This window comes from Caballeronia sp. LZ016 (assembly GCF_031450805.1).
Taxonomy (GTDB): Bacteria; Pseudomonadota; Gammaproteobacteria; order Burkholderiales; family Burkholderiaceae; genus Caballeronia.
Genome location: NZ_JARTVY010000004.1, coordinates 202826 through 215871 on the forward strand (window position 1 = coordinate 202826; position 13046 = coordinate 215871).

Annotated in this window: 12 protein-coding genes and 1 pseudogene; 8 read left to right on the plus strand and 5 right to left on the minus strand. The window is 61.2% G+C overall.

From position 1 onward, the window contains the following. Positions 1-43 precede the first annotated feature (43 nt). The 3 genes from P9220_RS21435 (at position 44) to P9220_RS21445 (ending at position 1921) form a co-directional block, all read left to right on the plus strand. Entirely contained in the window at positions 44-616 is a 573-nt protein-coding gene (locus P9220_RS21435; RefSeq protein WP_309767501.1) for a M48 family metalloprotease, read from the plus strand. A gap of 81 nt (positions 617-697) precedes the next feature. Continuing rightward, positions 698-1492, plus strand: a complete 795-nt coding sequence (locus P9220_RS21440) for an EAL domain-containing protein (RefSeq protein ID WP_309767502.1) — start codon at positions 698-700, stop codon at positions 1490-1492. 84 nt (positions 1493-1576) lie between these two features. Continuing rightward, positions 1577-1921 carry a response regulator gene (locus P9220_RS21445; protein WP_309767504.1) on the plus strand — a complete coding sequence of 115 codons (345 nt, stop codon included), beginning with the start codon at positions 1577-1579 and terminating at the stop codon, positions 1919-1921. 28 nt (positions 1922-1949) lie between these two features. Here the strand turns inward: P9220_RS21445 and P9220_RS21450 are convergent, their stop codons facing one another. The 3 genes and pseudogenes from P9220_RS21450 to P9220_RS21460 all read right to left on the minus strand — a co-directional run. Further along, positions 1950-2207 carry a hypothetical protein gene (locus P9220_RS21450; protein WP_309767506.1) on the minus strand — a complete coding sequence of 86 codons (258 nt, stop codon included), beginning with the start codon at positions 2205-2207 and terminating at the stop codon, positions 1950-1952. 49 nt (positions 2208-2256) lie between these two features. Next, positions 2257-3327 (minus strand): glycosyltransferase family 2 protein, encoded by a 1071-nt coding sequence (locus P9220_RS21455; RefSeq protein ID WP_309767507.1) that lies wholly within the window; start codon positions 3325-3327, stop codon positions 2257-2259. 498 nt (positions 3328-3825) lie between these two features. Continuing rightward, positions 3826-4256 (minus strand): annotated as a pseudogene (locus P9220_RS21460) (methyl-accepting chemotaxis protein); the annotation flags it as partial. A 275-nt stretch (positions 4257-4531) separates the two neighbouring features. On the opposite strand from P9220_RS21460, the gene P9220_RS21465 reads away from it, so the two are divergent. Continuing rightward, positions 4532-5821: an MFS transporter gene (locus tag P9220_RS21465; RefSeq protein WP_309767509.1), complete on the plus strand. Its 1290-nt coding sequence runs from the start codon at positions 4532-4534 to the stop codon at positions 5819-5821. A gap of 29 nt (positions 5822-5850) precedes the next feature. Here the strand turns inward: P9220_RS21465 and P9220_RS21470 are convergent, their stop codons facing one another. Beyond that, complete coding sequence (locus P9220_RS21470) at positions 5851-6861, minus strand: LacI family DNA-binding transcriptional regulator (RefSeq protein WP_309767510.1); 1011 nt, start codon at positions 6859-6861, stop codon at positions 5851-5853. Between the two features lie 184 nt (positions 6862-7045). Here P9220_RS21470 and P9220_RS21475 point away from each other — a divergent pair, with 184 nt between their 5' ends. The 4 genes from P9220_RS21475 (at position 7046) to P9220_RS21490 (ending at position 11436) form a co-directional block, all read left to right on the plus strand. Next, positions 7046-7876: an NAD(P)-dependent oxidoreductase gene (locus tag P9220_RS21475; protein WP_309767511.1), complete on the plus strand. Its 831-nt coding sequence runs from the start codon at positions 7046-7048 to the stop codon at positions 7874-7876. After that, a complete protein-coding gene (locus tag P9220_RS21480; RefSeq protein ID WP_309767513.1) occupies positions 7873-8781 on the plus strand; it encodes an SMP-30/gluconolactonase/LRE family protein in 909 nt (302 codons plus the stop codon). Before P9220_RS21475 ends, P9220_RS21480 begins: the two co-directional genes overlap by 4 nt. A 152-nt stretch (positions 8782-8933) precedes the next feature. Continuing rightward, positions 8934-10277 (plus strand): MFS transporter, encoded by a 1344-nt coding sequence (locus P9220_RS21485; RefSeq protein WP_309767515.1) that lies wholly within the window; start codon positions 8934-8936, stop codon positions 10275-10277. A gap of 181 nt (positions 10278-10458) precedes the next feature. Further along, entirely contained in the window at positions 10459-11436 is a 978-nt protein-coding gene (locus tag P9220_RS21490; RefSeq protein WP_309767517.1) for an aldo/keto reductase, read from the plus strand. Between the two features lie 30 nt (positions 11437-11466). Here P9220_RS21490 and P9220_RS21495 read toward each other — a convergent pair whose 3' ends face one another. After that, positions 11467-13041, minus strand: coding sequence for a phospholipase D family protein (locus tag P9220_RS21495; RefSeq protein WP_309767519.1), 1575 nt, complete (start codon positions 13039-13041; stop codon positions 11467-11469). Between the last annotated feature and the right edge of the window lie 5 nt (positions 13042-13046).

The following is a 13046-nucleotide window of genomic DNA, read 5'->3' on the forward strand; positions in this document are numbered from 1 at the left end:
GCGGCAGCCTCACGGAGCGACGGAGCCTTTTCATCAGGTCGACATGGAACTGGCGGAGCAACGGGTGTCGCGTCTCGTGGCGCGCTATGCGGCGATGCTAGGCATCGAGCCGCCCGCCGTGCGATTCGTCGCGAGCGGAAGCGGGCCATGCTATGAAGCGCTGTTTCATCGCATTGAGCTGGACAGGCGTACGCTTGCGTTGCCCGAGCCGCAGTTGTGTTTCGTGGTCGCGCATGAAGTCGGACATGCGACACAACGACCGGCGCTCTTGCTCGACTTCGCCAGAACGGTGCTTGTCGTCACTGCGCTTGTCGCCGTGCCATGCATCATGTTTGCCGCCTGGTCGCAAGCAGATCTGTGGCGCATATCGATTCCCGGCGCGCTTTGCGCGCTTGCAGTGGCCCTGATGCGGCCCATATGGCACGCGCGCACCCTCAGTCGCGCAATCGCTCTGGAACTCGATGCCGATGCGAAAGCCGCCCGGGTTTGCGGCGCGCGATCCGCATTGCAGGCGCTCGAAGCAATGGCACGAAGCGGGCATATCGACGCACTGCGCCTTCGCGCAATGCATGAACATTGCGCGCAGATTAAAGAAGCCGAAAGTCCCTGCCGATAAAGGCTTGATGGGCGCTTGCGCGGTCGGTCATGTTGACTTCGCGCAAAGCGCCGCATCGAACAAAGATACAGGATCAACTCCATGAACGATGCACGAAGCGCTGCTGCCACAGTCGCAATTCATTCGGTTCCTTCGGGCTGTGCGGGGTGCAAGACGGACCCGGATTCACAACTGGCGCTGGCATTCGCTTTCCAGCCGATTGTCGATTTCGCAGCGGGCGCGGCCTACGCCCACGAAGCACTGGTGCGCGGACCGCAAGGCGAGCCGGCCGGTACGGTGCTGAGCAGGGTGAGCGATGCAAACCGCTATCACTTCGATCAGCGTTGCCGTACGACGGCCATTCAGCAGGCCGCGCAGCTCGGACTTCAGGGCTTTCTCTCGATCAACTTCATGCCCAATGCGGTGTATCGGCCGGAAGCGTGCATTCGCAGTACGTTCGAGGCGGCAGAGAAACATGGCTTTCCGATCGAGCGAATCATCTTCGAGACGGTGGAAGGCGAGGACATCATCAGCCGCCCGCATCTCGTCGATATATTCCGTGCCTATAAGCGCTTCGGTTTTCAAACGGCGATCGACGATTTCGGCGCAGGCTATTCCGGCCTCACGCTGCTTGCGGACTTTCAGCCGGACATCATCAAGCTCGACATGGACCTTGTGCGGGGCATCGATACCGATACGGTGCGGCAGCGCATCGTGTGCGGGGTGCTTGCAATCTGCCGTGATCTCGGCATACGTGTGATCGCCGAGGGCATCGAGACCAAGGGTGAACGCGACTTCTTCATCGCTAACGACGTCCGGCTTCTGCAGGGCTATTTCTTTGCGAAGCCCGCGTTTGCGGCGGTGCCGTCGTTGAATGCGTCTTCGTTCGCCGCCTGAGCGTGGCTCGGTTTTTGCGTGGCGAGGGAGGCGAAAGCAAGGCCCTCGCTTGCAGAGGGAATCAACGCTTCCGGATGACCGATCATGCTCGTCCTGTTTGTAGAAGATGACGTCCGACTTTGCGATGCATTCAGAGACCTTGCGGTATCGCTGGGACATGTCGCGCACGTCGCCTACGACGGCCATCAGGCGATGCTTCTGGCTGCGGCCAATAGCTACGACACGATCTTTCTCGACCTCAACCTGCCCGATGTGGATGGCCGCGATCTGTGCCGGCGTTTGCGCGCCGCGGGGCCGAGCAAGCTCGCGTGCGTCGTTGCAGTCACCGGCGATGACCGGCACCAGAACGAAGTACAAGAGCACTTCGACGGGTTTTTCCTCAAGCCCTTCACCGCCGACGGGTTCAGAGCGGTGCTTAACGCCTGCTAGGCGCTAAGCGACCTTCGCCGAGAACAAGCTAAAGGTCCTGGTCTTCCGCAGCCTTGCGCGCGCGACGTTCTTCGTTTGCACGGCGCGCACGCAAGCGCTGACGCGAGAGTTGCGTGATCACCTCGCCGGTGCTTGCGCCGGCCGGAATCTCATTGCGTATGACTTTCGCCACCATCGGCAAGCCCATGCGCTGTCTTCGTAGCGCACGGGCGATGGCGGTACGGCATGTTTGTCCGTGACAGTCCCATTCGTCGCGGATTCTTTCGCAGTAGGGGCACTTTTCCATTCATCCAGTTTACTGCGAACGCGGGGCGTGCGCCCGCGCGCTCTGCCGATCAACCGATCGAGGGGCTCGGCCGGCGCGCCCGCTGTCGATGATCGAGACTGCGTCGCAAGACTTTCTTGACGAGCCCTTTGAGGAAGTGAACCGAGCGGTCTGCGCGCACGTTGAGATCGAATGGCTTTAGCCCGACGATTTCACGCCCGCTGCGCCCAGTGAGTTTCGCCCGCGTATTGCGATGCATCTCCGCCATCTGCGACAGCGTTTGCGACGCTTGCTTGAACGACGCCCGGTCGACTCGCGCACACACATGACAGGCGCGCTCGAATACCTTGTCGAAGACAGTCAGCCAGAAATCGTCCCTGTCGCCGCCATTGCAGCGTGCGAGCGCTTCCTGACCGTTGATGCACAGGTCACGCATATCGCGTAGCGTCGCTTTCTGGGTGATGCTGCCGAAACGGCGCCGATAGCCAATCAGTGGCTCGCTCACGCGGTAATAGCGGCTCGCGCGCAGATACATCGACGGAATGACCGCCATATCCTCGTAATGTCTGCCCACAGGAAATTGCGTCTCGCGGAAAAACTCAGTGCGATAGACCCGTGCCCACGCAAACGTATGGAATGTATTGGCAAAGTCCCTTAGCGCGTGATGATCCATCCGGTGAGCACCGCTCTTGCCCGCGCTCACGAGTTCGAGGTCGTCGAGATGGCGTCCATCGTCGTCGATGATCTTGACGTTGTATTCCAGGATGTCGTATTGACCTTCGGCGAGGCGCGGGATGACCGCTTGCGTGAAGCCATCGAGATAGATGTCGTCGCCGTCGAGGAAGCCGACATAGGGCGTACGCACTGCCGCGAGTCCCGTATTGCGGGCCGCACTCAGGCCGCCGTTCTTTTGCCTGATGACTTCGATATGCACGCCGCCGTCGCGTGCGGCCACGGCCTGCGCCGCCGCGTGAGTCTCGTCGGTAGAGCCGTCGTCGACAACGATGATTTTCATCGCATCGATATGAGGTTGAGAGAGAAGGGACGTGAGTGCTTCCTCGATATATCCCTCGATGTTATAGGCAGCCACCACGATGGTCAGCAGCGGTTTCGCTTCGCGCACAGACTCATGCAAAGACATATGGACGCTCCGTCGACGTAGGTTTGAAGGGTGCGCCATTCGTTTGACGCAGTGGCGCGCAAAGGCATGCGCGCCCCGGTACGAGTGCTGGTCGATGTTCTTATGATTTTTTCGGCGGGCCCGTTCGCCGTGTCAGGCACGACGGAAGGGCTACGTTGAGCCGCTTATGAGGCATTCATGCCCCGATGTGATGCACAGAATTTGATTAGAGGAACGCAGTAGATCAGCATGCTCGAGGCAGGTTCCCTCAAGCCTGACTTAGTCCGTTCGATGCTTGCCGGTGACGTATGGATCGGCAAGAAGAGTGTCGCTCGCCGCATCCTTGAACATACGAATTACATTCGATGCGTTGTCGTCAGTGTTTCAGCAAGACCAATGCCACGCTCGAGCGTCGGCCACTTTCGCAAGGCTGTATTGCCGCAGTATGTCGATGCGTAGCCGGAAAACAGTTGCGAGCAGCGCCGCAGATTCTTAACACTTCTTTATCGACGTCCGGAATCAAACGCGAAACATGCTGACCGCATGTGCGAGCCGCTCGGCATGACCGCGCAATTCGGCAGTCGATTGCTCCGCTTCGCCCACTAGCGCCGCATTCTGCTGCGTCGCTTCACCGATCTGCACGACCGCGGTGTTGACCTGTTGACCTGGTCGATACCGCTCGTCTGCTCGCGCGACGCTACGCCGATTTCGCACACGATCGCATTCACACGCGTTACGCCCTCGACGATGCCGCTCATCGTGCTGCTGGCCTGTTCGGCGATCTTGTAGCCGTGCGAGACCTTTGCGGCCGATTCCGCGATCAGTGCTTCGATCTCCTTCACCGCGCCCGCGCTTCGTTGCGCAAGCGCGCGCACTTCGGATGCGACCACTGCGAAGCCCTTGCCGTGCTCGCCGGCACGCGCCGCTTCCACCGCTGCATTGAGCGCGATATCGGCGACGCTTGCCGAGCGCAGAAAACGATTAACGCAGCTGGCCTCACGGGGCGGGATCTCCGCAACTCGATCCAGCACAGGCGTTAGCGGAATGTAGGGAAAATCCTAGGCTGCCGCGCAGCAGGTAACGGCTATATCCTTTGGAAAAACGTTTTCCAAAAACTCTGGTGGCGCGCGCATTGTTCTGCCCGACGCCACGCCCACGGCGCTCGTCGCGGTCCGTGAAACAAGACACGCGGTCCGACGAGCGCCGCCGCGTACCGGAGACTTTCATGCAAACAGCCGTCGTCGGCGTTGCACGCGCCGCGAGCCGTTACCGCTGGACCGTGTGTGCGTTGCTCTTCTTTGCGACCGTCATCAACTACATGGACCGGCAGATCCTCGGTCTGCTCGCGCCGGTCCTTCAGCACGACATCGGGTGGACGCAGGTTCAGTACGGCCGCATCGTGATCGCTTTTTCGGCGTTCTATGCGATCGGCCTGCTGTGCTTCGGCCGCATCGTCGACTGGCTCGGCACCCGCATCTCCTACGCACTGGCGATGTTCGTGTGGAGCGTCGCCGCGATGCTGCACGCGGCAGTAGGCTCGGTGATGGGCTTCGCGATGGTCCGCGCGCTGCTCGGCATCGGCGAGGGCGGCAACTTCCCGGCGGCGATCAAGACGACGGCGGAGTGGTTCCCGCGCCGCGAACGCGCGCTCGCAACTGGCATCTTTAATTCAGGCGCGAACATCGGCGCAGTGTTCGCACCGGCAATCATCCCGGCGCTCGCGGTCGCTTTCGGCTGGCGCGCGGCGTTCGTGATCATCGGTGCAATCGGCATCGTCTGGCTCGCGGTATGGTTCCTCATGTATCGCGAGCCGGACGGCAGCGCGCATGACGACGACCTCGCGCTCGAAAGCGACGAAGCCGCCGCCGCGGATGCCGCCAATGCCAGGGCGGGCGCGCCAGGCTTCGGCGTGCTCATCCGCAAGCGCGAGACGTGGGCCTTCATCGTCGGCAAGTTCCTGACGGACCCGGTGTGGTGGTTCTACCTGTTCTGGCTGCCGAAGTGGCTGAACGAATCGCGCGGCATGGACATGCAGCACATCGGCCTGCCGCTCGTCGTGATCTACGCGATCACCACGGTCGGAAGCATCGGCGGGGGATGGATCTCATCAGCTCTGTTGCGCTCGGGCTGGAGCGTGAACCGTGCACGCAAGACGGCGATGCTCATCTGTGCATGCTGTGTTTTGCCGATTGCATTCGTTTCGCAAGTTCACGATCTCTGGGCGGCGGTGGCCATCGTCGGACTCGCAGCGGCGGCGCATCAGGGCTGGTCTGCGAATCTCTTCACGACGGCATCCGACCTCTTCCCGAAGCGCGCGGTCGGTGCGGTCGTCGGTATCGGCGGCATGGCCGGCTCGATCGGCGGCGTTCTGTTCTCCGAAGTAATCGGGCAGGTCCTGCAACGCACGGGTCAGTACTGGGCGCTCTTCGCAATCGGCGCACTCGCGTATCTGGTGGCGTTCGGCGTGATGCACCTGCTCACGCCGAAGATGGCGCCCGCGAAGCTCGACGCCTGATTGCGCTCATCGACATCATGCGCCGCGATCTACGCACTCGCCGTCCGGCCCGCAGCAGAAGCGGTCGACTCGCGCACGATCAGGCGCGGCTCGAACATGGAATTGCCGGGGTCCGGATGACCGGCGAGTGCGTCGATGAGCTTCTGCATGGCGAGCTCGCCCATCTTCTCGCTCTGAATGTCGATGGTGGTAAGGCCGGGGGCGGCGTACGCGCCGTAAGGCACGTTGTCGATGCCCGTCACCGACACGTCCTGCGGCACGCGGATGCCGAGCGTCGCCGCTTCTTTCATGAAGCCGAGCGCGATCAGATCGTTGTAGCAGATCACCGCCTGGGGACGTTTCGGTCCGAGCATGACGCGCGAGCAGGCGTGTTCGCCGGCAAGGGCGGTCGGCGCGTGCGCGTCGTGAACGTCCAGTTCGAGGCCGGCTTCTTCGAGACATTCGCGCACCCCGCGAATGCGTTCGTCGTTGATACGCGCCTGGCCGAAGCCGAGGTAGGCAATATGCCGATGCCCGAGGTTGAGCAGATGACGCGCGAGCATGTGCGACGCAAGGCGATTGTCGATGCCGACGCTCGGAATCGGCAGCGCCTCGGCATTGCGCAGCAGCACGACGGGCTTGTCGAGATCGAGCATCCAGCGCGCTTCGTCATCGGGCAGGCGGGAGCTGACGATCAGGCCGTCCACGCGCTGCGAGAGCGCTTCGATCAACGGCCGCTCGCGCGCCTGCTGTTCGTCGATATCGACCAGCAGCAGCGTGTAGTCGTGCCGCAGCGCAATGCGGTTGGCGCCCTTCACGACATTGGTGAAATGCGGATTGCTGATGTCGAGGATCGTGAGTCCGATGGTGCGCGTGCGGCCCGTGATCATCGAACGCGCCAGCGGATTCGAGCGGTAACCGAGCGTTGCGATGGCCTCCTTCAGTCGCGCTTCGACCGGCGCCGAAAACCGCTGCGCGCCGTTGATGTACTTGGACACCGTCGCGACGGAAACGCCCGCTGCTGCGGCGACGTCGCGAATGGTCGGAGACATTTTCTTCATTGAGGTAACGTTTTCTCAGGCTTTTCCAAGATTTTCGGATTGTCGCAGAAAACGACGCGGGAAAATTGTTTTTTGCAAGCGGCATGCAGCCGGCCGAATGCCGATTGACGACGGCGCGTGCAGATCGCTATAGTGCGGAAAACGTTTTACTTCATTCGGCTTTAGACGCACTAGAGAGGATTCAATGACCCAGTCAAGCGCTGCAGGCAAGCCGTTCAAGCGCCTGCTTCTGACCGGCGCCGCCGGCAATCTCGGCCGTCAGTTGCGCGGCGCCCTTGCTCAGTGGGCCGACGTGGTGCGGGCGTCGGACATCGCACCGATCGACGATGCCGCCGCACACGAAGAGGTGAGCGCCGTCGACCTCGCAGACCGCGACGCGGTCATGCGTCTTGTCGAGGGCGTCGATGCGATCGTGCATCTAGGCGGCATCTCCGTCGAAGCGCCGTTCGACGATCTCATCGAGGCGAACATTCGCGGCACTTACAACATCTATGAAGCGGCCAGGCGTCACGGTGTGAGGCGCGTCGTGTTCGCCAGCTCCAATCACGCGATCGGCTTTCATCCCGTGACGGAAGTGCTCGACGCGGATGCGGCGCAGCGCCCCGACAGTCTCTACGGCGTGACGAAGTGTTTCGGCGAGTCGCTGTCGCGCTATTACTTCGACCGCTTCGGCATCGAGACGGTGTGCCTGCGCATCGGGTCGTCGTTCGAGGAGCCGAAGAATCCGCGCATGCTCGTGACCTATCTGAGCTACCGCGATTTCATCGAGCTCGTGCGCTGCTCGCTGTTCACGAATCGCGTCGGACATGCGGTGGTGTACGGGGCGTCGAATAATCCGGTCAAGTGGTGGGACAACAGCAAGGCGGGCTTCCTCGGTTTCAACCCGCAAGATAGTTCGGCCGAATTCAGCGATCGCTTTCCGGTGCGCGCACCCACGGCTGAACACGATGACCCCGCTCAGCGTTTCCAGGGCGGCGCGTTCGTGCTCAGCGAGCCGATGGAGCGCAGCCGATGAACAGCGCGCCTCGCGTGGAGCGAGTCGAGGCGGCGGGTCGCGCCGCCGTCGGCGAATGCCCTGTCTGGCATGCAGGAGACCAGGCGTTGTATTGGGTGGACATTCCCGCGCGGCGTATCGTGCGGCTGGCAGTCGCCACCGGGCAGCGCAGCGATTGGGAGTTGCCGGAGCAGGTCGCGTGCTTTGCATTCGACGCTGCAGGTACGCTCGTCGCTGGAATGGAAAGCGGTCTCTTCGCGGTGACGCTGCGAGACGCCGGCGAAGTTCGAGTGGGCAAGCTCGCTGCCCCGCACTTCGATGCGTCGGGCATGCGCTTCAACGACGGCCGCTGTGACCGGCAAGGTCGCTTCTGGGCCGGCACGATGGTGCAGGACATGTCGCTGGCCAGCACGGCGGGCGCGCTGTTTTGCTTCGATGCTGACGGTACGCTTTCGCCTCCGGTCGTCGATGGACTGATCACGCAAAACGGCCTCGCTTTCTCACCGGATGGCGCGACGATGTACCTGTCCGATTCACATCCGCAAAAGCGGCTGATCTGGGCCTTCGACTTCGCCACCGACACCGGCACGCCGCATAACCGTCGCGTGTTCGCGGACTTGCACCATCACGTGGGGCGTCCGGACGGCGCGGCGGTCGACGCGGACGGATGCTACTGGACCTGCGCCAACGATGCCGGTTGCCTCCTGCGCTTCACGCCGGAAGGCAAGCTGGATCGCACCATCGCGCTGCCCGCGACGAAGCCCTCGATGTGCGCATTCGGCGGGGACGATCTGGCGACGCTCTATGTCACATCGATTCGCCCAGCCGCCAACGCAACCGACGCCGACGGCTGCGTCTTTGCGCTCAACCCCGGCGTGCAAGGATTACCGGAACCGTGGTACGCCGGAATGTTACCGGTCGCATAAACGCCACGCTGGGGCGGCGGCACTGCCTGAGCGACTGAGTTTTTAACGCGATACAGGCTAAACACCAGTTCTGCAGTGTCTTCTGAAAGAGTAGGCTGCGCAGGTCGCTTCAAACCGAACGATCTGCCGATTCCCTATTCCAGGAGATATTGATGGACCTTGAAACTCGCACCATGAAGCGCGTGATGCTTCGTCTCGTGCCGTTCCTGATTCTGTGCTACTTCATCGCCTATCTCGATCGCGTCAACGTCGGCTTTGCTGCACTGCAAATGAATAAGGCGCTCGGCTTTTCCGCGAGCGCCTTCGGCTTTGGAGCCGGCATTTTCTTCATCGCCTATTTCTTCTTCGAAGTCCCGTCGAACTTACTGCTCGAACGCTTCGGCGCGAGAAAGTGGATCGCGCGGATCATGTTCACGTGGGGTGTGCTCGCGGCGTTGATGGCCTACATTCCCCATATTGCGCAAGCAACGGGTCTGTCGAATGCTTACGTGTTCTATGGCTTGCGCGTGTTGTTGGGCGTCGCGGAAGCGGGCTTCTTTCCCGGCATCATCTATCTGCTGACGCTTTGGTTCCCGGCGAAGTATCGCGGACGCGTGGTGGGCTACTTCATGGCGGCCATTCCGCTGTCGACCGTGATCGGCGGCCCCATCTCCGGCGCGTTGCTGCAGATGGACGGCATCGGCGGCATGCAGGGCTGGCAATGGCTCTATCTGATCGAAGCGCTGCCCGCGCTCGTGCTCGCATTCGTCGTGTTCTTCTATCTCACCGACAAGCCCCAGAACGCACACTGGCTTGCCGACGATGAACGCAACTGGCTCGTCGACCGGCAGGCGCAAGAGCGCGCGCATCGCGAAGCAGTGCATTCCTTCAGCGTGAAGGAAGCAATCCTCAATCCGCGCGTGCTGGCGATCGCACTCATCTATTTCGGTGCGAACGCAACCAACTATGGCCTGAGCTTTTTCTTGCCGCAGATCGTCAAGGCGTTCGGGTTGTCCAATCTGCAGACCGGCTTCGTGACGTCCCTGCCATATGCGGTCGGCGTCATTAGCATGGTCCTGTGGGGACGCCATTCGGATCGCAAACTCGAACGACGCTGGCACGTCGCAATCGCGTTGATGGTCGCAGCGGGCGGCATTGCGGCTTCTGCCGGACTCGACAATCCGGTCCTCAAGATGATCGCGTTGTCGATTGCGGGCTTTGGAATTTTTGGCTGCTTGCCGGTGATCTGGACGTTGCCTGCATCGTTCCTGTCCGGCGCGGCGGCAGCGGGCGGCATTGCCGCAATCAACTCTCTCGGCAACCTCGCGGGCTTCTTCGGGCCGTATGCAATGGGCTGGATCAAGGACAGCACCGGCGGCTTCGGCGCGGGTCTGCTTTGCCTCGCAGGAGCCGGTATGGTCGGCGTCGCGGCTGTGTTGTTGCTGCATCATGACTCGGCACTGGAGACAATATCCGGCGCACAAGACATCCAGGACGGCGAACCTGTCCGGTCTTAGCGAGCGATAAAGGAACGCACGCCGATTTCCTTGCAAATCGCAAGCCGGCTTTAGCGCGGTAAGGCAAGCAAGCTCCGTCAAGCTGCGCTAATGTCTATGCTTTTCGCCTCTCGCGTGCGAAGGTGCTCGAGCCTTCGCACACCTCTTTCGAAAAGCAATCGACGGCAAGGAGATTTCCCCGATGGACTACGTGAAACTCGGCACGACCGGGCTGGAAGTGTCGCGGCTCTGCCTTGGATGCATGACTTTCGGTGTGCCCGAGCGTGGCACGCATCCGTGGACGCTCAATGAGGAGCAAAGCCGTCCCATCATTCGGCAGGCACTCGACGCCGGCATCAATTTCTTCGATACCGCCAATACTTACTCCGATGGCACATCGGAAGAGATCGTGGGCCGAGCGTTGCGCGAGATGACCAAGCGCGATGACATCGTCATTGCGACGAAGGTTTTCAATCGCATGCGGCCCGGCCCGAACGGCGTGGGCCTTTCGCGCAAGGCGATCTTCAACGAAATCGACAACAGCCTGAAGCGGCTAGGCACTGACTACGTCGATCTCTATCAGATTCACCGATGGGACTACACGACGCCGATCGAAGAGACGCTCGAGGCGCTGCACGATGTCGTCAAAGCGGGCAAGGCGCGTTATATCGGCGCATCGTCGATGTATGCGTGGCAATTCAGCAAGGCGCTCTACACGTCGCGGGCGAACGGCTGGACTGAGTTCAAGACGATGCAAAACCACTTGAACCTGCTTTATCGCGAAGAGGAGCGCGAGATGCTGCCCCTATGCGAGGACCAGGGCATCGGCGTATTGCCCTGGAGTCCGCTTGCGCGCGGCCGTCTCACGCGTGAATGGGACGCGACCAGTGAGCGTCAGCAAACGGATGCCTTCGGCAGCACGCTTTATCAAACGCATGATGCAGACCGGGCCGTAGTCGAAGCGGTTGCGGCCGTAGCGCAGGCGCGCGGTGTGCCGCGCGCTCAGGTGGCGCTTGCCTGGGTGGCCCAGAAATCGCCTGTTAGCGCGCCGATCATCGGAGCCTCGAAGCCGAATCACGTGAGCGATGCGGTTGCCGCGTTGTCGCTTCGTCTGACGGCTGATGAGATCGCGCAACTCGAAGCGCCCTATGTGCCACATGCGGTAGCGGGCTTCAAGTAATCCGTGTGCCGATAGGGCTGCGATTAGCGGTCACAATTGTGACTCTATCGGCAGGATGCCAAGCATCCATATCGTTGCACGCTTGAATGAGGATACGTCGGGCTCGTGCTCCAGGGTTTTAGTCGTGCCGTCTGCGTCCGTATCGATCCACACCATGTGCTGACTGCCATCGCCGTTTGCCTGCAGTTCGACACGCCATGCAATGCGGTCGATCTTCATTCCGATGCCATCCGCCACTTCTCGCGCTGCCGCCGCGCTTTCGCAATACACGCCGATCTCCGTATTCAGTTCGACCGAACGCGGGTCGAGATTCATCGAGCCGATGAAGATTCGCTCACGGTCGAACACATAGGTCTTTGCATGCAGTGAGGCCTTCGACGATCCGAACATCGATTTCTTCTCTTTGTTCTCATCCTTTCCATCGCCGGATGCGACGGGCTTTAGCTCGTAAAGTCGCACGCCCGCCTCGAGCATGTCCTTGCGATAGCGTTGATATCCCGCATGGACCGCTGAAACGTCGGTCGCCGCTAAGGAATTGGTCAGCACGGTGACGCGCACGCCACGCGCCGTCATGGAGCGTAGCCATTGCACGCCGACTTCGCGCGGAACGAAATAGGGCGAGACGATCAGCAGTTCATGCTCGGGCTGCAGCTTTAGCGCCCTGAACTTCGATATCAACCGGCCTTCGCTGTCGTCGGTGGCGCGCGTGATTTTCGCGGGATCGTCATAAAGCAGAATGGCCTTGCCCCACACGAACGATGCATCGCGCGATTCGATCACTTGCGCGATGCGTTGTCTTGTCTGTGCGACATAGGGTGAGTGCGCCTCCGAGAGAAGATATGCATCGAGTGCTTCGCGATAACTTGCAAGCGCGTGCGCGTCCGCATGACGGCCGACGAGGCTCTGGATCGGATAGGCGGCATCGGAGTTCCAATAAAGATCGAACGCATCGGATACTTGCCGCACGACAGGGCCATGTACGAATACATCGAGATCGCCGAATGAAATGGTGCTTGACGCGCCGAAGTATTCATCGCCTATGTTTCTTCCGCCGAGAATGGCGACCTGGTTGTCGGCGATAAACGACTTGTTGTGCATGCGCCGATTCACTCTAAAGAATTCGACTGCAGAGCCCAGGCGCTTGAAGCTGCGGTTAGCCACCGGATTGAATAGCCGGACTTGAACATTCGGATGCGACGCAAGCGCAAGCAGGAGATCGTCGTCGGCATTCGTGCCGAGATCGTCGAGCAGCAGTCGCACGCGCACGCCGCGATCCGCCGCGCGAAGCATGGATGCAGCCATTGCGCGACCGGTGAGATCGTCGTGCCAGATGTAGTACTGGAGATCCAGCGAACGGTCAGCAGTTTCCGACAGCAGAACGCGAGCGACGAGCGCGTCCATTCCGTCGGGCAAGAGATGAAATGCATTGTCGCCCGGATGCGCGGCTTCGCTTGCGAGGACGGTCTGGCCCAGGCGCGTATCCGATGTCGGCTCGATTGCATGACTCGATACCCGGCCGCTTTGAGGCGGCAGGCTTGCGCATGCGGTCATCAAGGCGCACATCGCAATGGCGTAAAGCAATCGAACCCACGCTTGCTCGAGCATTTGCA